The following is a 20,526-nucleotide window of genomic DNA, read 5'->3' as shown; positions in this document are numbered from 1 at the left end:
TCAGCTCTCCTGCTTTCTGGTCAGCGCAATGGCCAGGCCCAGGATCGCCGGCACGGACAGCAGCAGCGGCCCGAACGAGCCGGCCAGCTCCCGAAAGCCCAGCGCCTTGCTGAACACGCCGCGGCTGATGGCGATCATGTGGCTGGCCGGATAGACCTCGCCGATGGCGCGGCCCACGCCCTCCAGCGAGGACACGGGGTCGACCAGGCCTGCGAACTGCGTGGTGGGGATCAGCGTGCCGATCAGCACCAGGAACATCGAGGCGATCTGGCTGCGCGTCAGCGTGGAGGCCAGCAGGCCGAAGCCCGTGGAGGCGCCGCTGAAGATCAGCGCCGCCAGGGCCAGCGTGGCAAAGCTGCCCGTCACGGGCACGCCGAACAGGGTGACGGCCATCAGGCACATCAGCAGGAAGTTCAGCATGGCCAGCACCACATAGGGCAGTTGCTTGCCCAGCAGGAATTCGGTGCGCGTGACCGGCGTGACGTAGAGGTTGGTGATGGAGCCGCTTTCCTTCTCGCGCACCACGGCCAGCGCCGTCAGCATGGCGGGCAAAAGCAGCAGCAGCAGGGGCATGACGGCCGGCACCATGGCCGGCAGGCTGCGCACGTCGGGGTTGTAGCGAAAGCGCGTCTGGATGTCGATGAGGCCGGCCGGCGCCACGCCCAGGCGCTCGCGCGCCTGCTCGGTCAGCCAGTGCTGGTGGATGCCCTGCAGGTAGCCGCGCACGGTCTCGGCGCGCGTGGGCATGGCGCCGTCGAACCAGGCGCCCACCTGCACGGAGCCGCCGCGCAACACATCGCGCGCAAAGCCCGGCGGGATCTCGATGGCCAGGGTCAGCTCGCCGCTGCGCATGCGGCGGTCCAGTGCGTCGTAGTCGGTCAGCGGCGGCTGCTCGATGAAGTAGCGCGAGCCCGACAGGCTCATCGCATAGCTGCGGCTGATGGTGGTCTGGTCGCGGTCCAGCACGGCAAAGCGCAGGTCCTCCACGTCCAGGCTGATGCCGTAGCCCATCACGAACATCAGGATCAGCGAGCCCACCAGGGCCAGCGTGGCGCGCACCGGGTCGCGCTGCAGCTCCAGCGCTTCGCGCCAGACATAGCTGAGCATGCGCTGGGCGCTGAAATGGCGGCGGCGCGCAGCGTGCGTTTCCACGGCAGCGGGGGCGGCAGGCGCGGCCGGTTCCTCGGCGGCCGGGGCCTCGCCGCCACCGGCCTCGACCAGGTAGCCGATGAAGGCTTCCTCCAGCGTGGCCGCGCCGCGCTTGGCCACTAGGCGCGCGGGCGTGTCGCTGTCCAGCACCTTGCCCGCATGCATCATGGACATGCGGTCGCAGCGCTCGGCCTCGTTCATGAAGTGGGTGGAGATGAAGATGGTCACGCGGTCGCGCCGCGACAGCTCCACCAGCAGGCGCCAGAAGCCGTCGCGCGCCACGGGGTCCACGCCCGAGGTGGGCTCGTCCAGGATGAGCAGCTCGGGCTTGTGCACCATGGCCACGGCCAGCGACAGGCGCTGGCGCATGCCCAGCGGCAGGGCGGCCGGCAGGCTGTGCTGCGCGGCCTGCAGGTCGAAGCGCTGCAGCATCTCGGCCACGCGCGCGGGAATGTCCGCCTCGGGCACGCCGAACAGGCGCGCATGCAGCACCAGGTTCTGGTGCACGGTCAGCTCGCCGTACAGCGAGAACGCCTGGGTCATGTAGCCCACGCGGCGGCGCGTGTCGATGTCGCGCGGGTCCACGGGCTGGCCGAACAGCCAGGCCTGGCCCTCGCTGGCCGGCAGCAGGCCGGTCAGCATCTTCATGGTGGTGCTCTTGCCGCAGCCGTTGGAGCCCAGGAAGCCGAAGATCTCGCCGCGGCGGATGCGGAAGGACACATGGTCCACGGCGACGAAGTCGCCAAAGCGCATGGTCAGGTCCCTGGCCTCGATGGCGATGTCGTCCTCGCCGCCCTCGGGCAGGGGGGCGATGGTGACGGGCGCATGGCCGCGCTTTTTCTCTTCGGGCAGCAGGGCGATGAAGGCCTCTTCCAGCGAGCGGCTGTCCGTGCGCTGCAGCAGCTCGGCCGGCGTGCCCGTGGCCAGCACGCGGCCCTCGTCCATGGCCACCAGCCAGTCGAAGCGCTGGGCCTCGTCCATGTAGGCCGTGGCCACCAGCACGCTCATGCCGGGGCGCTGGCGGCGGATGCGCGCGATCAGGTCCCAGAACTGGGCGCGCGCCAGCGGGTCCACGCCCGTGGTGGGCTCGTCAAGAATGAGCAGGTCGGGGTCGTGGATCAGCGCGCAGCACAGGCCCAGTTTCTGCTTCATGCCGCCCGACAGCTTGCCGGCCGGCCGCTCCAGGAATTTGCGCAGGCCCGTGGCCTGGGTGAGGTCGTCGATGCGGCGCCGCCGCTCGGCCGCGTCATGGCCGAACAGGCGTGCGAAGAACTGCAGGTTCTCCTCCACCGATAGCGTGGGATAGAGGTTGCGCCCCAGGCCCTGCGGCATGTAGGCCACGCGCGGGCAGACGGCCTCGCGGTGCCGGCGCTGGGCCATGTCGCCGCCCAGCACCTCGACGCTGCCTTCCTGGATCTTGCGCGCCCCGGAGATCAGCGCCATGAGGCTGGACTTGCCCACGCCGTCCGGCCCGATCAGGCCGACCATGCGGCCTTCGGGAATGTCCAGGTCGATGCCCGCCAGCGCCTCGACCTGGCCATAGCGCTGGTGCACGCCCTTCAGGCGCACGACCCAGCCGCTGGCGTGGGGCGTCGTGCTCTGGCTCATTGCGCGGGCTGGGCTGGCAGCTTGATGGCCAGGTTGGCGGGCCACTCATGGCTGGCATCGGTGCGCAGCCAGGCCATGCCGGGCACGCCGGTCTTGACCTGTTCCAGATGGCGGCGCAGCAGCTCCGGCGGGATCTGGGCGCGCACGCGGAACATCAGCTTCTGGCGCTCGCTGGCGGTCTCCACGGTCTTGGGCGTGAACTGGGCCTGGCTGGCGACGAAGGAGACGCGGGCCGGGATCACGTACTCGGGCGCGGCGTCCAGCACCAGGCGCACCTCGCTGCCCAGGGCGATGCGGCCGGCTGCAGTTTCCGGCACGAAGAAGGTCATGTAGACATCGGACAGGTCCAGCAGGTTGAGCACGCGCCCGCCTGCGCCCAGCACCTCGCCGGGCTGGGCCACGCGCAGCTGCACGCGGCCATCGCGCGGGGCCTTGAGCACGCCGTCGTCGATGTCGGCCTGCACGCGCGCCACCGTGGCCGTGGCCGCCTGCACCTGGGAGCGCACGCCGACCACCTGGGCCTCGGCCGCCTTCACGGCGGCCTGGGCAGCGGCGGCCTGGGCACGCGTGGCGGCCAGCGCCGCCTCGCTGCCGCGCACGCGGGCGCGGTCGTCATCGAGCTCCTGCACCGAAGAGGCACCCTCGCGCGCCAGCGTTTCCGAGCGCTTGAAGCGGCGCTGCGCGGCGTCCACCTCGGTCTCGCGCTGCACGATCAGGGCCTGGGCGGCGGCCAGGTCGCTGCGGCGCAGGGTGACCTGGGCCTCGGCCGCGGCCACGCTGTGCTCGGCCTGCTGGCGCATGGCGTCGGCTTCCTGGCGCTGGGCGCGCAGGGTGTCGATCTGCATGCGCGCCACGGGCTGGCCGGCCTGCACGAAGTCGCCCTCGCGCACCAGGATTTCCTCCACGCGGCCGGGCAGCTTGGTGGAGATGTCGATCTCGGTGGCCTCGACCCGGCCATTGCTGCCGACGAAGCCCTCGCCCGGGCCCTTGGGCGTGAAGGTCTTCCAGGCCCACCAGGCCACGAGGGCCAGGACCGCCACGGCGGCGATCGGCACGATCTTGTTCTTCAGAGAGGTGTTCTTGTCCATGGGCGGGTCCGGATGCTTCAGGAATTCGGGGGATCGGCAGGCGTGGCCGGCACGGTGGCGGGCAGCGCGGCAGGTTCCGCGCCGCTGCCGCCGCCCAGGGCGGCATACAGGCCCACCTGGCTGGACAGCAGGGCGCGCCGCGCCTGCACCAGTTGCTGGCGTGCGGCCAGCAGGTCGCGCTGGGCGTCCAGCACCTCCAGGTAGGCGGCCGAGCCGTTGTCGTAGCGCAGCTGCGCCAGCCGCGCGCGCTCGGCCTGGGCCTGCACGGCGGTGCGCTGCACGGTGATCTGTTCGGACAGCCAGCGGCGCGCGGCCAGGCCATCGGCCACCTCGCGGAAGGCGGTCTGTATGGCTTTCTCGTACTGGGCCACGGCGATGTCGCTGCGGATCTCGCCCAGCTCCAGGTTGGCGCGGCGCCGGCCGCCGTCGAAGATGGGCAGGGACACCGTGGGCACGAAGGCCCAGGCGCGGCTGCCGCCGTCGAACAGGCCGTCGAGTTCGGCGCTGGCCGTGCCCCAGCGGGCGGTGAGCGCAATGCGCGGGAAGAAGGCGGCGCGCGCCGCGCCGATCTGGGCCCGGGCCGCGCGCAGCTGGTGCTCGGCCGCGGCAATGTCGGGCCGCGCCGTGAGCAGTTCCGAGGGCAGGCCCGGCCGCAGCTCGGCCAGCACCAGGGCGTCGTCAAAGGGTGCGGCGGCGGGCAGCGGGCCCGGGTGGGCGCCGACCAGCTGGGCCAGGGCGTGCAGCTGCTGCGCGCGTGCCAGCTCCAGCTGGGCCAGCAGGGCCTGGGCCTGGGTCAGCAGGGTCTGTACCTGGGCCAGCTGAAGGCGCGAGCTGGCGCCCACGGCCTCGCGGCGCGTGAAGATGCGAAAGGATTCCTGGCGCGTGGCCAGCGTCTCGCGCGCAATGGCCACGCGCTCGTCCAGCTCGCGCAGGCCCAGGTAGCCATCGGCCACCTGGGCGATCAGCGCGGTCTGCACGGCGTGGCGGCCCGCATCGCTGGCCAGCCAGGTCTGCAGGGCCGCGTCCTTGAGGCTGCGCACGCGGCCCCACAGGTCCAGCTCCCAGCTGCTGAAGCCGACCTCGGCGCGGTACTCGCCGCTGACCACGGAGCGGCCCGAGAGGTTGAGGTCGCCCGGCACGCGAGCCCGCGCGGCCTGGCCGCCCACGCCAATGGCCGGGAACAGCTCGGAGCGCTGGATCTGGAAGGCCGCGCGCGCCTCTTCGGCGCGCAGCGCGGCCACGCGCAGGTCGCGGTTGTGCTCCAGCGCGGTGGCGATCAGCTGGCGCAGCACGGGGTCGGTGAAGTACTCGCGCCAGGGCAGGCCGGCGGCGGCGACACCCTGGGCGCCCGCCTGCAGATGGGCAGGCCAGGCCTCGGGCGTGGGCAGGGGCGGCGGCTCGTGCGGCGGCGCCAGGGAGGCACATCCTGCCAGGGCGGCGGCCAGTGCGGCTGCCAGCGCTGCGGCGGCGGTTCGGGGGAATGGGAGGGTCATCTGCAGTGCTGCGGGGCGCCGGTGCGGCAGCCGCTAGTTGAGGATGTGGTGGCCGCCATCGACATACAGCGTGCAGCCCGTGATGGCGCGCGCCCCGTCCGAGGCCAGGAAGGCGCACAGCGGCCCCACGTCGTCGGGCTGCAATTCGCCGGCAATGGGCGAGCGGCGCACGCTGTCGGCCACGAGTTCATCGAACGCGGCAATGCCCGAGGCCGCGCGCGTGGCGATGGGCCCGGGCGAGACGGCATTGACGCGGATGCGCGAGGGGCCGAGCTCGGCCGCCAGGTAGCGCGTGGTGGACTCCAGCGCGGCCTTGACCGGGCCCATGATTCCGTAGTGCGGCATGACCTCGCTGGCGCCCAGGTAGCTCAGCGTCATGAGGCTGCCGCCGCTGGCCGCCATCAGCGGCTCGGCCAGGTGGGCCATGCGGATGAAGGAGTGGCAGGAGATGTCCATGGCCAGCGCAAAGCCCTCGCGGGAGCTGTCCACCACGCGGCCCTGCAGGTCCTTGCGCGGGGCGTAGGCCACGGCGTGCAGCACGAAGTCCAGCCGGCCCCAGCGCACGGCGGCGGCATCGAACAGCGCGCGCATCTGCTCGTCGTCGCCCACGTCCAGCGGCATGCGCAGCTCGGCACCGATCTCGTCGAGCAGGGGCTCCACATGCGCCCGGGCCTTGTCGTTCTGCCAGGTCGCGCCGATCTCGGCGCCCGCCGCATGCATGGCCCGGGCACAGGCCCAGGCAATGCTGTCGCGGTTGGCGATGCCGACGATCAGGCCTTTTTTGCCAGCCAATAGCGTCATCTCGAATGCTCCAGATCAGAAGGTCTGCCGGGAAACAGGCCGCCTTGGGGCGGCTTCGTCAGGAATCACGGGGCATGGCGCGGCATTGCCGACATATGCGCCACGGCGAATGTTTGTATTTCCTGTGACTACGAAGCTTTTGATAGCTTGTTTTGATGCATGCAAATCAAAGGTTTGCATGCCAATATCGTCTCCTGGTCTTTTTCATTCTATCTATGTTGCACTGCAGCGACCGATTTTGGCGATGCCGTTTCGTTATATCGATGCAGTTCACTCCATAGTCTTGACTCAGGTCAAAGAGGGCTGCCTCACGGGGAGAATGCCGCTTGCCGCCGGTTGCTGTGCCCAGTAGAGCAATGGTGTCTTTTTGCGCCAACAGCCGAGCATTCCCTGTATTGGCCGGATTTCAATGAATACAAGGTATTCACACCATATTGGTGCATGGGAGGTAAAGAAAACCGGAAATCTGCCGATGGTCCGTGGACAGAGAAAATCCCCGGCCTGCAAAGGCCTGGGGCCGCCATTCAGTCAAGACAAGACCGAAGGAAGACGATCAATCCATGACCAGCATTTCATCCACCGGCGCCAGCTTTGCCGCCAGCGCAGTGGGCATGCGGCCCACGGTGTCCGTGAGGTCGTCAGCGATCACGGCAGCTGCTGCACCCGCCGACCCGGGCACGCAGGTCACGCTGGGCCAGTCCACAGGGTCCAGCGTCATCTATGCCAAACCGCAGCCCGTGGAACTGGGCCAGTTCAGGCTGACCCGGGCCTGGGCCTCGCAAGACAGGGACGACATCAGCACCCTGATGGCGCGCAACCTGGGCCTGGGCCCGTCGGCCAGCCTGGCCGACCGCTGGCGCGGCCTGGGCGGCGCCCTGCTGTCGCGCTTTGCGGCCACGCCGTCGGACTACCAACAGACGGTTGCTGAGTACCAGGCGCCCACGGCGGCCGACTCCGTCGCAGGCAGCGCGGATGCGCAGGCCCTGGACAAGTCCGCACTGAGCGATGTGTCCGTGGGCGCTGCCACCGTGAGCCTGAAGATCCGCACGCAATCGGGCCAGACCGTGGAGCTGCGGATTGCCACGAACGACGGCAGCGAAGCGGGCAGCAGCAGCGGGCTGCGGGTCGAGGTCAAGAGTTCCGGCACCTTGAGCCAGGCCGAGAGCGCGGCCATTGCCCAGCTGGCCGACGGGCTGGACGAAGCGCTGGAAGGCCTGGGAAAGCCGGGCAAGCCCCAGCTGGAACTGGGCAAGCTGATGGACTTCGACCGCAGCGTGCTGTCCGGCCTGGACCTGGACATCAAGAACCCCAAGCCTTCGCAGCCCCTGTCCTCGTTCAGCCTGCATGTGGGCGCCGATGGCCGATCGGTGGCGATGAAGGGCGCGGCGGGCGAGCTGGCCGTCAACCTGGAGTCCGACGCCCCCGCAGGCGCCAGCGCGTCGCAGCGCCAGTCCGCGCTGGACCAGCATCTGAAGCGCTTCGATGTGGCCGCGCAGCGCGGGCGCGCGGACGCGAACCTGGTGGACCTGTTCAAGAGCGCCTTCACCCAACTGCACAGCGCGCAGCCCCCTGCGGCGCCGGCCCGGCTGGCTGCGCTGTCCGGGCTGGAGCGGGCCGTGCAGGCCACGCAAAGCGGCCTGGCCGATTTCCAGGCCAGCTTCAGCGGCGACTACGAAAAGACCAATGAGTTCGGCGCCGTGACCGAGGACGGCCGGGCCGCCTACCAGGTCGGCCAAAAGACCACCCGGCAGTCCAGGGGCTCGGCGGGCGAGTCCATCGCCCAGGTGGTGACCGAGTCGCTGGACGCCCATGCCAGGAAGGCGCGCAATCGCGGCATGCTGGACCCTCAGTCGGGCAACTACGATCTGATCAAGGTGCAGGACCGCAGCAGCATCACCACGCTGATCGAGACGGCCGACAACCGGGTTGCCGGCGCGCTGCGCAAGACGGACGAGCGCCAGATGCAGACCTGGGAGCAGCTCGTGGACCACCGCGTGCGCCAGCAACGCGAGACGCCCAGCGGGCGCAGCTTCACGGAGCGGATCGCGGTGAAGTAGTGTCTGCGGGGGGCTGACCGCGTGCAGGGGCGCGGGCCGGGCCGTGTGTCGTCGTTGTGTCACAAAACTTCCGTATAAGAAGTTTTTTTGAACAGAACATGACAACGGCCCGCGCGTTCATGACCGAATTTCATCTTGCCGTCATCCAGGGCGGAGCCTCTCAATGAACGCGCGCCGTGCTTTGGCGGCGGGGCTGGCGGCGCTGCTGCTGGCGGCCGTGGGCGGCGGCATCTGGTACTCGCGCACGGTCCTGGTGCAGGACCGCCAGGCGCAGCGGGCGCAGCAGCAGGCCGTGACGGCGCGCGGCCTGATCGGCTCCGAGAAGGAAGCCTTCTTCCAGGACGAGCGCGTGCGCGACGTGCTGGCGCGCCACGGCGTGACGGTGACGGTGCAAAAGGCCGGCTCGCGCAGCATTGCCAACAGCTACGACCCCAAGCAGTACGACTTCGGCTTTCCCTCGGGGGCGCCGGCTGCGGCCCAGCTCAAGGCGGCGGCCAGGGCCGGCACGGTCTACACGCCGTTCTACACGCCCATCGTGTTCGCCAGCTGGCGGCCCATTGCCGAGATCCTGATCGCCAATGGCGTTGCGCAAAAGCAGGGCGACTTCCACTACGTGACCGATCTGCCGGCCCTGCTGGCCATGGCCGGCAAGGGCACGCGCTGGCGTGACCTGAAGGCCTCCGGCGCCTTTGCCACCGGCAAGGCCGTGCTGCCCGCCAGCACCGATGTGCGCAGCTCCAACAGCGCGGCCATGTACCTGGCGCTGGCCAGCTATGTGCTCAACGGCCAGCAGGTGGTGCAGAGCCCGGCCGACCTGGAGCGCGTGATGCCGCAGGTGGCGCCGCTGTTCCTGCGCCAGGGCTTCCAGGAAAGCTCGTCGGCCGGGCCGTTCGAGGACTACCTGGCCCTGGGCATGGGCAAGGCGCCGCTGCTGGTGGCCTATGAATCGCAGCTGGTGGAGTTCCTGCTGCGCCACCCGCAGCGCAGGAGCGGCGAGATGGTGATGCTCTACCCGCAGCCCACGCTGTATTCCAAGCATGTGCTCGTGCCCTACACGCCTGCGGGCGATCGCGTGGGCCAGCTGCTCGAATCCGATCCGCAACTGCGCGCATTGGCGCAGGAATACGGCTTTCGCACCGGCGGCGACACGCACGGGCCCGAGCGCTGGGCCGGGCAGGGCGTGCAGGCGCCCGTGCAGCTGGTGGAGGTGATCGATCCGCCCAGCCAGGAGTGGCTGGAGCGAATGATCGTGGACATGGAGCAGCGCTTCAAATGACTCAAGGACCCAGGAGCAACCGATGAGCAACACCCCCCAGACCACCACGGCCAGCGCCGCCGTGGCCGTGCCTGCACAGGAGCAGGATTTCGTGCTGGAGCCGCCCGCGCCCGCCCTGCCCGTGCCCATCGAGTCGGCCAGCGGCAAGGTCCGCCTGAAGGCCGAGGAAGTGCAGCAGCTGGACGCGCAGGTGGCGCAGTTCATCGACGACATCACCGCCAACGACAGCCAGTCGCCCGCGTTCAAGGGCGCGGTCGAGCGCATCCACGGCATGGGCAACAAGGAGGTGCAGGCCGCTGCGGCCGTCTCCAACCGCATGCTGGAGCGCCCCGTCAAGACGCTGAACAACGGCCTGTTCGACCAGGGCAGCCAGATCGGTCAGGGCCTGATCGACCTGCGCCGCCAGGTGGAGGCGCTGGACCCCTCGCGCCAGGATGACCTGTTCAAGCCGCGCAAGCTGCTGGGCCTGATCCCCATGGGCAACAGGCTGGTGGACTACTTCGACAAGTTCCAGTCCAGCCAGAGCCACCTGAACGCCATCATCGACAGCCTCAAGCGCGGCAAGGACGAGCTGCTGCGCGACAACGCCGCCATCGAGCAGGAAAAGGCCAACCTGTGGGGCCTGATGGAGCGGCTGGAGAAATACATCCACATCGGCAAGAAGCTGGACGCGGCGCTGGAGGCCAAGGCGGCGCAGCTGGACGCCAGCGACCCTGAAAAGGCCCGCGTGGTGCGCGAGGACATGCTGTTCTACGCACGCCAGAAGGTCACCGACCTGCTCACCCAGATGGCGGTGAACGTGCAGGGCTACCTGGCGCTGGACCTGGTGCGCAAGAACAACCTCGAACTGGCCAAGGGCGTGGACCGCGCGACCACCACCACGGTCTCCGCCCTGCGCACGGCCGTCATCGTGGCGCAGGCGCTGGCCAACCAGAAGCTGGTGCTGGACCAGATCACGGCGCTGAACACCACCACGGGCAACCTGATCGCCGGCACCAGCGAGCTGCTGCGCGAGCAAAGCGGGAAGATCCACGAGCAGGCGGCCGGCAGCACCATCGACATCGCCAGGCTGCAGCAGGCCTTCGGCAACATCTACCAGACCATGGACGCCATGGCCGACTTCAAGGTCAAGGCCCTGGCCTCCATGCAGACCACGGTGGACACGCTGTCGCAGGAGGTGGACAAGTCCCGCGCCTATCTGGAAAAGAGCCGCCGCGAGGACGTGCGCGAGGCGCTGCAGGCGCCCGCCGGCGAGGTGGTGCTGTGAGCATGTTCCGGCGCCTGGCGGCCTGGTGGCTGCTGGGCCTTGCGCTGGTCCTGGCCGGCTGCGGCAAGTCGCCCGAACCCGCGCCGCAGGCCGCCGCAAAGGCCGATGCGCCCGCCGGTCCCCAGGGTGCGTTCACCGTGCTGGCCGGCTCCGAACTCAAGGACGTGGCGCCCGCGCTGGAGCAGGCCGCCACGGCGGCGGGCGTACCGCTCAAGCTCAGCTATGCAGGCACGCTGGAGATGGTCGAGCGCATCAATGCGGGCGAGCAGTACGACGCCATCCTGCCGCCCAATGGCGCCTATCCCGCGCTGGCGCTGGCGAACAAGCCGCTGGCGCGCGAAAAGCTTTTCTACTCGCGCGTGGCCCTGGGCGTGAAGGTCCCCGTGCTGCACAAGCTGGGCTGGGAAAAGGCCCCGCCCACCTGGGCCGACATCGCACGCGCTGCCGCCCAGGGCCGGCTGCGCTACGGCATGACCAATCCGGCCAGTTCCAACACCGGCATGAGCGCACTGTTCGCCGTGGCCTCGGCCGTGGCCGGCAAGACCGAGGACCTGGACGCCAGGGAGGTCAATGCGAAGGTGCTCAAGGACTTCCTGTCGGGCCAGAAGCTCACCGCCGGCAGCTCCGGCTGGCTGGCCGAGGCCTTCGAGCGCGAGCCCGGCGCCGTCGATGCGCTGGTCAACTACGAGGCCGTGATCCTGCGCCTGAACGAGAAGCTGCCCGCCGCCGACCGCCTGACCCTGGTCTACCCGCGCGACGGCGTGATCTCGGCCGACTATCCGCTGATGCTGCTCAACGCCGGTCGCCGCGCCGACTATGACAAGCTGGTCGCCCAGTTCAAGGCCCCCGCCTTCCAGGGCCAGCCGCTGCGCCAGGCCCAGCTGCGCCCCGCCAGCCCCGAGGCGCAGGCCAGCCCGGCCCTGCCCACGGCGCCCGTGGTGGAGTTGAGCTTTCCGAACCGGCTGGAGGTGATCGATGCCGTGCTCTCGGCCTACCAGAGCGATCTGCGCCGCCCGGCCACCAGCATCTTCGTGCTGGACGTGAGCGGCTCCATGAAGGGTGCGCGGCTGGCGCAGATGAAGGAGGCGCTGAAGCTGCTGTCCGGCGCCGAGGCCTCGGCCGCCAGCCAGCGCTATGCCGCCTTCCAGGCGCGCGAGCGCGTGCTGCTGATTCCGTTCTCGGGCCTGGTCGGCCAGCCCGCGCGCGTGCAGTTCGCGGCAGGCGACCTGCAGGCCGCAAGCGCCCAGGTGCTGGCCTATGCCGACAGCCTGGTGGCCGACGGCGGCACGGCCATCTACGACGCGCTCACGCTGGCCCAGCAGCAGGCACGCCAGGAACTGCGGGCCGATCCCGAGCGCTTCGTCAGCATCGTGCTGCTGACCGATGGCGCCAACACGGCCGGCCGCGACTGGGCCGCATTCGAGCGCGAGCAGCGCATGGCGCGCGACGGCGGCGCGCCGCTGGTGCGGGTCTTTCCCATCATCTTTGGCGAGGCGCAGTCCGGCGAAATGCAGGCCCTGGCCGCGCTGACCGGCGGGCGCGCCTTCGATGCGCGCAACACCGGCAAGAGCGGACTGCCGCTGGTGTTCAAGGAAATCCGGGGCTACCAGTGACAGCGCCGCCACCGATCGGACCCGCCTGATGCGCCGCCTGCAGCTTTTCTTCTACGGCAACGGCAACCTCGCCGGCCTGGCGCTGGCCCTGCTGGGGCCGGTGCTGCTGTTTGCCGGCGTGATCGGCGCCGGCTGGGGCTGGATCACGCTGGGGCTGTACGTCGCGGGCCTGCTGCTGGGCTGGGCCCTGCAGCCCGCGGGCGCCAGCTTCGAGAGGGCGCTGCAGCAGCACTGGAGCGCCGAGGACATCCGCGAACGCATCGACGAACTGGTGCAAAAGGCCCGCCCGATGCTCACGCCCGAGATGCAAAAGCACCTGGACAGCGTGCGCGGCTCGGTGCACGAGGTGCTGCCCTCGCTGGCCGAAGCCGGCCCGGTCTTCAACGACGGCCTGTTCACCGTGCGCGAGACGGTGCTGCAGTACCTGCCCGCCACGCTGTCGCACTATGCGGCGCTGCCGCCGCTGTTCCGTGTCACCCAGCCCGTGCAGGACGGCAAGACGCCCAGGCAGCTGTTGACCGAGCAGCTGGCGCTGCTGGCCGGGCAGATGCAGCAGGTGGTGGCCCATGTGGCGGCCAGCGACGCGCAGGCGCTGCTGGCCAATGGCCGCTTCTTGAAGCAGAAGTTCGACCAGCCGGATTTCCTGAAGTGAGGCGCCTGCAGGGTCGTCCCGCCACGCTGCGCGGACCCTGTGTTAGCATGCTCCGCCATGCAGCCTGCTGCATTCCCGTCTTCCAGACACCTGAACTCTCGATCCAAGACAGCCATGAACGGTACGCCCGTTTCGATCATCGTTGCACAGTGGTGGCGCTTCCAATAAGGAAGCGGCACGTCGTCGCGGTTGCGTACCGCACCTTGCCGCCGTGACGGCAGCAAGGCTCACTCAGCAGATGGCTCCCCGGCACGGCGGCTCCCAGAACCCAGGAGATTGCCCAGATGCCCTCAGATTCCCCCTTCCAGACCCAGGCAGCATTGCGCGCATTCCCGCGCCAGCCTTCGCTGCGGCATGCCCGTGCCACCCGTTTTTCCCTTTGAGACCCAGGAGCCGGTATGACCAGACTGCTGATGATCGACAACTACGACAGCTTCACCTACAACATCGTCCAGTACTTCGGCGAGCTGGGTGCCGATGTCACCGTGGTGCGCAATGACGAGGCCACGCTGGACGAGGTGATCGCCCTGGTCGAGCGCGAGAAGATCGACCGCCTGGTGATCTCGCCCGGCCCCTGCTCGCCGGCCGAGGCGGGCATTTCCGTGGCGGCCATCCAGCACTTCGCGGGCCGCCTGCCCATCCTGGGCGTGTGCCTGGGCCACCAGAGCATTGGCGCGGCCTTCGGCGGCGACATCGTGCGCGCGGGCCAGCAGATGCATGGCAAGACCAGCGTCATCACCACCGACCGCAAGGGCGTGTTCGCCGACCTGCCCGAGCAGTTCACGGTCAACCGCTACCACTCGCTGGCCATCGCGCGCTCCAGCCTGCCCGAATGCCTGGAGATCACGGCCACCAGCGAGGACGGCGAGATCCAGGGCGTGCGCCACACCAGCCTGGCCATCGAGGGCGTGCAATTCCACCCCGAGAGCATCCTCACCGAGCATGGCCATGCCATGCTCAAGAATTTCCTGGAACAGAAGGCCTGAGCAGGCCGGCACCCAACCGAGACACCGCAATGACCCAGATCACCCCCCAGGAAGCGCTGCAGCGCACCATCGAGCACCGCGAAATCTTCCACGACGAGATGCTGCACCTGATGCGCCTGATCATGCGCGGCGAGCTGTCGCCCGTGATGACGGCGGCCATCGTCACCGGCCTGCGCGTTAAGAAGGAGACCATCGGCGAGATCACGGCCGCGGCCGAGGTCATGCGCGAGTTCTCCAACAAGGTCCATGTGGAGGACAAGCGCCACCTGGTGGACATCGTGGGCACGGGCGGCGACGGCGCCAACACCTTCAACATCTCCACCTGCTCCATCTTCGTGATCGCGGCGGCGGGCGGCAAGGTCAGCAAGCACGGCGGGCGCAGCGTCAGCAGCAAGAGCGGCAGCGCCGACGCCATGGAGGCGCTGGGCGTCAACATCCAGCTCAGCCCCGAGCAGATCGCGCGCAGCATCGCCGACGTGGGCATCGGCTTCATGTTCGCGCCCAACCACCACCCGGCCATGAAGAACGTGGCGCCCGTGCGCAAGGAGCTGGGCGTGCGCACCATCTTCAACATCCTGGGCCCGCTGACCAATCCGGCCAGCGCGCCCAACATCCTCATGGGCGTGTTCCACGAGGACCTGGTCGGCATCCAGGTGCGCGCGCTGCAGCGCCTGGGCGCCGAGCACGCCATCGTGGTCTATGGCCGCGACGGCCTGGACGAGATCAGCCTGGGCGCGGGCACCCTGGTGGGCGAGCTCAAGGACGGCGTGGTGCGCGAGTACGAGATCCATCCCGAGGACTTCGGCCTGCGCATGGTGGGCACGCGCGCCTTCAAGGTGGACAATCCCGAGGAATCCAAGGCCATGCTGCTGGGCGTGCTCCATGGCGAAAAGAGTGCCGCGCGCGACATCGTCTGCCTGAACGCGGGTGCTGCCCTGTATGCGGCCAACGTGGCCTCCAGCATCGAGGACGGCATGGCCCGCGCCCAGGCGGCGCTGGACAGCGGCGCGGCCCTGGCCAAGCTCAACGAACTCGTGGCCTACACGGCCCGGCTGACGGCCTGAGCCGCGCAGCCCCCATCGACCACCGAATACAAGAAACCAAGGAAAGCAACGTGTCCGACATCCTCAAGCAAATCTGCGACGTGAAAGTGCAGGAAGTGGCGGCCGCCCAGAAGCGCATGCCCTTCGCGGACATGCGCCGCGACGCCGAAAGCCGCGTGCTCACGCGCGACTTCGTGGGCGCGCTGCGCGCCAAGATCGCCGCCGGCCATGCCGGCGTGATCGCCGAGATCAAGAAGGCCAGCCCCAGCAAGGGCGTGATCCGCGAGGACTTCATCCCCGCCGACATCGCGCAAAGCTATGCCGATGGCGACGGCAAGGGCGTCAGCGCCGCCTGCCTCTCGGTGCTGACCGACAAGCAGTTCTTCCAGGGCAGCGTGGACTATCTCAAGCAGGCGCGCGCCAGCTGCCACCTGCCCGTGCTGCGCAAAGACTTCATGGTCGATCCCTACCAGATCTACGAATCGCGGGCCATGGGTGCCGACTGCGTGCTGCTGATCGCCGCCTGCCTGGACGACGCGCAGATGGCCGAGATGGAACAGATCGCCCACAGCCTAGACATGGCCGTGCTGGTCGAGGTGCACGACGGCGCCGAGCTGGACCGCGCCCTGCGGCTCAAGACGCCGCTGGTGGGCATCAACAACCGCAACCTGCGCAGCTTCGAGGTCAGCATACAGACCACGCTGGACCTGCAAAAGAACGTGCCCGCCGACCGCCTGCTGGTCACCGAGTCGGGCATCGGCAGCCGCGAGGACGTCAAGGCCATGCGCGATGCCGGCATCCACGGCTTCCTGGTGGGCGAGGCCTTCATGCGCGCCAAGGAGCCGGGGGAGGCGCTGGCCAAGCTGTTTGCCTAAGACGCGTCGTTGTGCGGGCCGGCCGGTGAATCCGGGGTCCGCACGATGCGCACCACCCCGAGCTTGAGCCCCAGCATGGCCAAGATGCGGTTCATGGTCTGCACGCTGCCTTCGCTGCGCTCCTGCTCGATGTCCTGCAGCGTTCTATAGGAAACGCCGCAAAGCTTGGCCATCTCGGCCGTGGTCAGCCTCATGGTCTTCTTCAGATGCCGCACGGCCTGCGGCAAAGACCATTCGGGGTGGGCCAGCACATCGTCAATAGCCTGCCTGCGCAGCTCCAGCTGCTGGGCAATGGGAATGGGGGTGAAACGCTTGTCCATGGTCTTCAGCGCAGCGCAGCGAGCTCCTGCGCACGTGCCAGGAGGGCGGGACGCAGGTGGCCGAGAACCTCGGGCTCCAGCCCTAGCGCCAGACCGTCTGCGGCGATGCGCTCCAGCGCGGGAATCATGGCCTTGAGGCCTTTCACCAGTGGATCGCGCTGCAACGGATCCGACTGCGTGCCCCGGCGTTTTCGAGGGAGCTGCGCGGCCAGCGCACCGACGCTATCCAGCACACGGCGCCAATCGGGCGGGCCGCCCTGTTCATCCCGCCAGCGGATGCGTCGGGCTATGCCGTCCGGGTGGAGATACATGGGCGCAAAGTCGTACAGGGGCGTGAGCGCGATGCAGCCATCGAAACCGCGCTGCACGGCGGTGTTGCGCGCGTGGTTGTCCTTGTTGCCCAGGGCCAGGTTGGCAATGTCGCGTTTGATGTATTCGAGCACTTCCTGGTGCAGTTGTAGAGTGCAGTTGTAGAGTGCAGTTCGCGTTCATTTGCACGAAATTCTAGGTAAAGCATTGGGCTGACTCAAGGTTTTTCGTATGTTTTTTCGTGTAACCATTGTCTGTCTTTGGGGCGCCATTGGAGGCGGACGTACCTCCCCGCCGCAGGGAAAGGTATGCTTGCCGTGATCCAACAGGCATGGCGCTTGCGCCCATGCATTTCAGCTGTACTTTTTTGAGGGAGGCTGCTGCCTCGGCATGTGGCGGCGGTGCCCCCATCCGCCATGGCCCTTCAAGACGACGCAATCGCCCCGGCGCAAGCCGACCAACTCCAATCCGCCGATCCCGCCGACTGGCCCGTTGCGCCCGACTGGCAGCCCCTGGTCGAGGACTTCTTCGCGGGTGCCACGGGCCAGCAGCTGCTGACCTTCCTGCACCAGCGCCTGGAAGCCGGCGCCGTGATCTTTCCGCCCCAGCCGCTGCGCGCGCTGGAGCTGACACCGCCCGATGAGGTGCGCGTGGTCATCCTGGGGCAGGACCCCTACCACGGCCGGGGGCAGGCCGAAGGCCTGTCGTTCTCGGTGGCGCCGGGCGTGCGCATGCCGCCCTCGCTGCAGAACATCTTCAAGGAGATGCAGCGTGACCTGGGCGTGCCCTTCCCGCCGTTCCCCAACCCGGGCGGCAGCCTGGTCAAGTGGGCCAGGAACGGCGTGCTGCTGCTCAACACCTGTCTCACGGTGGAGGAAGGCCAGGCGGCCAGCCACTCGGGCAAGGGATGGGAGCTGCTGACCGATGCGGTGATCCGGCACATCGCCCAGGGCACGCGCCCCGTGGTCTTCATGCTCTGGGGCAGCCATGCGCAGTCCAAGCGCGCCTTCATTCCGGCCGACCGGGGGCATCTGGTGCTGACCAGCAACCATCCCTCGCCTCTGTCGGCGCTGCGCCCGCCCGTGCCCTTCATCGGCAACGGGCACTTCGGCAAGGCGCGCGACTTCCGCGCCCAGCACGGTTACTGAGCGGCCCGCTCGGGGCGTGGCTCCACGATGGGGAACACGCTGTCGAAGCGGTCCAGCATGGACATGAGCGCTGTCACCTTGGAGGCGTCGCCCTCGATGCGCAGCTGGCCGCTCTTGATGGCCTCGGCCATCGTGGTCTCCTGACCTGCAATGGCGTCCAGCGTGGCGCGCGTCAGGCGCAGGCTGGCATGGGCGGAGGGCGCAAGGCCCGGGCTCTGGGTGAGGGCGCTGTTCTCCAGGTTCAGGCTGCGCTGCTCGCCGGTGTCGGTGAAGGTCCAGTTGAGCACGATGCGCTGGCCTGCGGCCTTGCCGGCGTCCAGCCGCACGCCCAGGTAGTCGAAGAACATCTCCAGCGGCAGGCTGCGCACCAGGTCGCGCGCGGCGCTGCCGGGCCTGGGAAGTTGGGGCACGCCCTGGCGCAGCTCCGCCGCGCCCTGCAGGAAGGCGTTGCGGGCCGTGGCCGATTCCATCTGGTAGCCCAGCTGCTCATAGGCATTGGCCGCCAGACGGCGCGCGGCCTGGTTGGCCGGGTCGGCAAAGACCAGCTGCGAGGCGATCTGCGCCACCCAGCGGTATTCGCCGCGCTCGTAGTCGGCCTGCGCACGGCGCAGCACGGCGTCGGCGCCACCCATGTATTCCACGGTCTTGCGCGCCGCGGGCACGGGCGGCAGCGCCTCCAGCTGGGCCGGGTTGCCTTCGTAGTAGCCCAGGTAGTGCTGGTAGATGGCGCGGATGTTGTGGCGCAGGTGGCCGTAGAAGGCATGTGTGGCGCCGTCGCGGGCCAGGGATTCGGGCATCTTCAGCATCTCGGCGATCTCCGAGCCCACGTAGCCGTGGTTCATGAGGCGCACGGTCTGGTCGTGCAGGTATTTGTAGGTGTCGCGCTGGCCGGCCAGCATGCGCTGCAGCCGGGGCTGGCCCCAGACCGGCCAGTGGTGCTGGGCGATCAGGATCTCGGCCTTGCCGCCATAGGCGTGCAGGGCGTCGTTCAGGTGGCGGGACCAGCCCAGCGCGTCACGCACCTGGGCGCCGCGCAGCGGCAGCAGGTTGTGCTGGGTGTGCACGGCGATCTCGGCCATGTTCAGCACCTTGAGCTGGGGGTAGTACATGATCATCTCGGCCGGCGCCTCGGCCCCGGGCGTGAGCGTGAACTCGATGTCCACGCCGTCGATGCGCAGGGTCTCGCGCGGCTTGTCGATCACGCGCGTGGGCGCGATCAGCCCCATGGTGCCGGGCGCACCCGCCTTGCCCAGCCCTGCGTCCACCTGTCCCCTGGCATCGCGCGGCAGCAGCATGCCGAACTGGTAGAGCGCGCGCCGGCCCATGGCATGGCCGGCGATCACGTTCTCGCCCACGGCCTCGGCCATGAAGCCCGCCGGGGCGATGACCTGCACGCGGCCAGCATCCACCTCTTCCTGGCGCACCACGCCGCGCACGCCGCCGAAATGGTCCACATGGCTGTGCGAGTAGATGACGGCCACCACGGGCTTGCGCGGGCGGTGCTGGAAGTACAGGTCCATGGCGGCCTGGGCGGTCTCGGTGTACATCAGCGGATCGACCACGATCAGGCCCGTCTCGCCCTCGATGATGCTCATGTTCGACAGGTCCAGGCCGCGCACCTGGTAGAGCCTGTCGGTCACCTGGAACAGGCCGCTGACGCGGTTGCGCTGGGCCTGGCGCCACAGCGCGGGGTGCACGGTATCGGGCGCCTGGTCCTGCTCCAGGAAGGCATAGGACTGCATGCTCCAGATGGGACGGCCCTGGGCATTGCGCACGACCAGGGTGTCGGCCGGTGCGATCAGGCCGCGCCGGGCGTCCTCCATGGCCTGCGCATCGTCCAGCGGCTGCTGCGCCAAGGCCGCCTGCTGGGCCGCGCGCGTGGCGGCGCTGGCCGGCTGGGGCCTGGCCATGTCGGAGACGGGCAGGCTGCCGTGGGCGCAGGCGCCCAGCAAAGCGGCTGTGGCCAGGCTGGCCAGCAGGCGGGAAGGGCGCGCCAGCGCGCGGGGCAGGAAGTGTGAGGCTTGCATGGAAAGGTCTCCTGGCATGTGTTCGATGTCAGCGGCGAAAATACGCAGGCCCGCCGGCTGTGTCTGTCAGCCACCCGACATCCCTTTCCATGCAAGCTTCCCTCGCCTCTTCCTACCTGCCCACGCTGCGCGCCGGCCGCTGGTTCAGCGCACTGGCGCCGCAGTTTGCCGATTTGCTGCTGGCGCTGGCCCAGCCGCGCCGCCTGGAGACGGGCGAGGCCCTGTTCCTGCGCGGCGATGCGCTGGAGGGCGGGCTGTTCGCCGTGGTCCGGGGCAGCATCGGTTTCTCCGGTGTGGGTGGCCAGAGCGAGCAGGCGCGCGAGGCGCTGCTCACGCGCATGGGACCGGCCACCTGGTTTGGCGAGATCGCGCTGTTCGACGGTTCGCCGCGCACCCACGATGCCCACGCCATGGAGCCCAGCGAGGTGCTGCAGGTGCCGCGCCAGCCGCTGCTGGACTGGCTGCAGCAGCATCCTGCGCACTGGCATGACCTGGGCGTGCTGATGTCGGGGCGCATGCGCGCGGCCTTCGCGGCGCTGGAGGACCTGGCCCTGATGCCCGCACCCCAGCGGCTGGCGCGCCGCCTGGTGGCCATGGCGCGCGGCTACGGCGAGCGGTTGGACGATGTGCCGGCGCGGCCGCGCCTGGATATCACGCAGGAGCAGCTGGCGCGCATGCTGTCGATCTCGCGCCAGACCACCAACGTGCTGCTGCAGGGCCTGCAGGCGCGGGGCCTCATCCGGGTGCAGCGCGGCGAGATCGAGATCCTGCAATGGCAGGCGCTGTGCGCCGAGCGGTTCTGAGCGGCGCAGCC

The 20,526-nt window shown here is 69.2% G+C and carries 18 protein-coding genes; 10 read left to right on the top strand and 8 right to left on the bottom strand.

Features of this window, described 5'->3' with window-relative positions:
• The 5 genes from rbbA to ACF8O7_RS17670 are packed head-to-tail and all read right to left on the bottom strand — an operon-like array spanning position 1 to position 6,319.
• Complete coding sequence (rbbA, locus tag ACF8O7_RS17690) at positions 1-2,757, bottom strand: ribosome-associated ATPase/putative transporter RbbA (protein ID WP_392443928.1); 2,757 nt, start codon at positions 2,755-2,757, stop codon at positions 1-3.
• Positions 2,754-3,845, bottom strand: a complete 1,092-nt coding sequence (locus ACF8O7_RS17685; protein ID WP_012202692.1) for an HlyD family secretion protein — start codon at positions 3,843-3,845, stop codon at positions 2,754-2,756. Before ACF8O7_RS17685 ends, rbbA begins: the two co-directional genes overlap by 4 nt.
• A gap of 17 nt (positions 3,846-3,862) precedes the next feature.
• Positions 3,863-5,338, bottom strand: coding sequence for an efflux transporter outer membrane subunit (locus ACF8O7_RS17680; protein WP_392443926.1), 1,476 nt, complete (start codon positions 5,336-5,338; stop codon positions 3,863-3,865).
• A 33-nt stretch (positions 5,339-5,371) separates the two neighbouring features.
• Positions 5,372-6,139 carry an enoyl-ACP reductase FabI gene (gene fabI / locus ACF8O7_RS17675; protein ID WP_016449534.1) on the bottom strand — a complete coding sequence of 256 codons (768 nt, stop codon included), beginning with the start codon at positions 6,137-6,139 and terminating at the stop codon, positions 5,372-5,374.
• A gap of 15 nt (positions 6,140-6,154) precedes the next feature.
• Positions 6,155-6,319 (bottom strand): hypothetical protein, encoded by a 165-nt coding sequence (locus ACF8O7_RS17670; protein WP_155294163.1) that lies wholly within the window; start codon positions 6,317-6,319, stop codon positions 6,155-6,157.
• Positions 6,320-6,699: 380 nt separating this feature from the next.
• Here ACF8O7_RS17670 and ACF8O7_RS17665 point away from each other — a divergent pair, with 380 nt between their 5' ends.
• From ACF8O7_RS17665 to trpC, 8 genes are all read left to right on the top strand, one after another.
• Entirely contained in the window at positions 6,700-8,196 is a 1,497-nt protein-coding gene (locus tag ACF8O7_RS17665) for a hypothetical protein (protein ID WP_392443924.1), read from the top strand.
• A 163-nt stretch (positions 8,197-8,359) separates the two neighbouring features.
• Entirely contained in the window at positions 8,360-9,472 is a 1,113-nt protein-coding gene (locus tag ACF8O7_RS17660) for a hypothetical protein (RefSeq protein ID WP_392443922.1), read from the top strand.
• A 22-nt stretch (positions 9,473-9,494) separates the two neighbouring features.
• Entirely contained in the window at positions 9,495-10,739 is a 1,245-nt protein-coding gene (locus tag ACF8O7_RS17655) for a toxic anion resistance protein (RefSeq protein WP_047328002.1), read from the top strand.
• Positions 10,740-10,741: 2 nt separating this feature from the next.
• Positions 10,742-12,352 (top strand): VWA domain-containing protein, encoded by a 1,611-nt coding sequence (locus ACF8O7_RS17650; protein WP_126311086.1) that lies wholly within the window; start codon positions 10,742-10,744, stop codon positions 12,350-12,352.
• Positions 12,353-12,380: 28 nt separating this feature from the next.
• Positions 12,381-13,004, top strand: a complete 624-nt coding sequence (locus ACF8O7_RS17645; RefSeq protein ID WP_034366387.1) for a hypothetical protein — start codon at positions 12,381-12,383, stop codon at positions 13,002-13,004.
• 398 nt (positions 13,005-13,402) lie between these two features.
• Positions 13,403-13,990 carry an aminodeoxychorismate/anthranilate synthase component II gene (locus ACF8O7_RS17640; protein WP_012202700.1) on the top strand — a complete coding sequence of 196 codons (588 nt, stop codon included), beginning with the start codon at positions 13,403-13,405 and terminating at the stop codon, positions 13,988-13,990.
• Positions 13,991-14,019: 29 nt separating this feature from the next.
• Positions 14,020-15,054, top strand: coding sequence for an anthranilate phosphoribosyltransferase (gene trpD / locus ACF8O7_RS17635; RefSeq protein WP_013804671.1), 1,035 nt, complete (start codon positions 14,020-14,022; stop codon positions 15,052-15,054).
• Between the two features lie 50 nt (positions 15,055-15,104).
• On the top strand, positions 15,105-15,908 hold the full coding sequence (gene trpC / locus ACF8O7_RS17630) for an indole-3-glycerol phosphate synthase TrpC (RefSeq protein WP_061288996.1): 804 nt from the start codon (positions 15,105-15,107) through the stop codon (positions 15,906-15,908).
• Here trpC and ACF8O7_RS17625 read toward each other — a convergent pair.
• Both ACF8O7_RS17625 and ACF8O7_RS17620 read right to left on the bottom strand, forming a co-directional pair.
• On the bottom strand, positions 15,905-16,228 hold the full coding sequence (locus ACF8O7_RS17625; protein ID WP_016449541.1) for a helix-turn-helix transcriptional regulator: 324 nt from the start codon (positions 16,226-16,228) through the stop codon (positions 15,905-15,907). The genes trpC and ACF8O7_RS17625 overlap by 4 nt on opposite strands.
• A 5-nt stretch (positions 16,229-16,233) precedes the next feature.
• Positions 16,234-16,671, bottom strand: a complete 438-nt coding sequence (locus ACF8O7_RS17620; RefSeq protein WP_392443919.1) for a HipA domain-containing protein — start codon at positions 16,669-16,671, stop codon at positions 16,234-16,236.
• 282 nt (positions 16,672-16,953) lie between these two features.
• Here ACF8O7_RS17620 and ACF8O7_RS17615 point away from each other — a divergent pair, with 282 nt between their 5' ends.
• Complete coding sequence (locus tag ACF8O7_RS17615) at positions 16,954-17,685, top strand: uracil-DNA glycosylase (protein WP_017405881.1); 732 nt, start codon at positions 16,954-16,956, stop codon at positions 17,683-17,685.
• Here ACF8O7_RS17615 and ACF8O7_RS17610 read toward each other — a convergent pair.
• Positions 17,679-19,712, bottom strand: a complete 2,034-nt coding sequence (locus tag ACF8O7_RS17610; protein ID WP_126311087.1) for an alkyl/aryl-sulfatase — start codon at positions 19,710-19,712, stop codon at positions 17,679-17,681. The genes ACF8O7_RS17615 and ACF8O7_RS17610 overlap by 7 nt on opposite strands.
• A gap of 89 nt (positions 19,713-19,801) precedes the next feature.
• On the opposite strand from ACF8O7_RS17610, the gene ACF8O7_RS17605 reads away from it, so the two are divergent.
• The gene (locus tag ACF8O7_RS17605) at positions 19,802-20,515 is read left to right on the top strand and encodes a Crp/Fnr family transcriptional regulator (RefSeq protein ID WP_126311088.1); all 714 of its coding nucleotides are present in this window, start codon (positions 19,802-19,804) and stop codon (positions 20,513-20,515) included.
• Positions 20,516-20,526 lie beyond the last annotated feature (11 nt).

The sequence above is a fragment of the Delftia sp. WSY_16 genome (assembly GCF_043104415.1).
Classification (GTDB): Bacteria; Pseudomonadota; Gammaproteobacteria; order Burkholderiales; family Burkholderiaceae_C; genus Comamonas; species Comamonas tsuruhatensis.
Note: the sequence above shows the minus strand (reverse complement) of the source record. Positions and strands in the feature narration are given on the sequence as shown.

Coding starts and splice junctions, on each gene's coding strand:
- rbbA (WP_392443928.1), bottom strand. CDS start 2,757: ATGAGCCAGAGCACGACGCCCCACGCCAGCGGCTGGGTCGTGCGCCTG.
- ACF8O7_RS17685 (WP_012202692.1), bottom strand. CDS start 3,845: ATGGACAAGAACACCTCTCTGAAGAACAAGATCGTGCCGATCGCCGCC.
- ACF8O7_RS17680 (WP_392443926.1), bottom strand. CDS start 5,338: ATGACCCTCCCATTCCCCCGAACCGCCGCCGCAGCGCTGGCAGCCGCA.
- fabI (WP_016449534.1), bottom strand. CDS start 6,139: ATGACGCTATTGGCTGGCAAAAAAGGCCTGATCGTCGGCATCGCCAAC.
- ACF8O7_RS17670 (WP_155294163.1), bottom strand. CDS start 6,319: ATGCAAACCTTTGATTTGCATGCATCAAAACAAGCTATCAAAAGCTTC.
- ACF8O7_RS17665 (WP_392443924.1), top strand. CDS start 6,700: ATGACCAGCATTTCATCCACCGGCGCCAGCTTTGCCGCCAGCGCAGTG.
- ACF8O7_RS17660 (WP_392443922.1), top strand. CDS start 8,360: ATGAACGCGCGCCGTGCTTTGGCGGCGGGGCTGGCGGCGCTGCTGCTG.
- ACF8O7_RS17655 (WP_047328002.1), top strand. CDS start 9,495: ATGAGCAACACCCCCCAGACCACCACGGCCAGCGCCGCCGTGGCCGTG.
- ACF8O7_RS17650 (WP_126311086.1), top strand. CDS start 10,742: ATGTTCCGGCGCCTGGCGGCCTGGTGGCTGCTGGGCCTTGCGCTGGTC.
- ACF8O7_RS17645 (WP_034366387.1), top strand. CDS start 12,381: ATGCGCCGCCTGCAGCTTTTCTTCTACGGCAACGGCAACCTCGCCGGC.
- ACF8O7_RS17640 (WP_012202700.1), top strand. CDS start 13,403: ATGACCAGACTGCTGATGATCGACAACTACGACAGCTTCACCTACAAC.
- trpD (WP_013804671.1), top strand. CDS start 14,020: ATGACCCAGATCACCCCCCAGGAAGCGCTGCAGCGCACCATCGAGCAC.
- ACF8O7_RS17625 (WP_016449541.1), bottom strand. CDS start 16,228: ATGGACAAGCGTTTCACCCCCATTCCCATTGCCCAGCAGCTGGAGCTG.
- ACF8O7_RS17615 (WP_017405881.1), top strand. CDS start 16,954: ATGGCCCTTCAAGACGACGCAATCGCCCCGGCGCAAGCCGACCAACTC.
- ACF8O7_RS17610 (WP_126311087.1), bottom strand. CDS start 19,712: ATGCAAGCCTCACACTTCCTGCCCCGCGCGCTGGCGCGCCCTTCCCGC.
- ACF8O7_RS17605 (WP_126311088.1), top strand. CDS start 19,802: ATGCAAGCTTCCCTCGCCTCTTCCTACCTGCCCACGCTGCGCGCCGGC.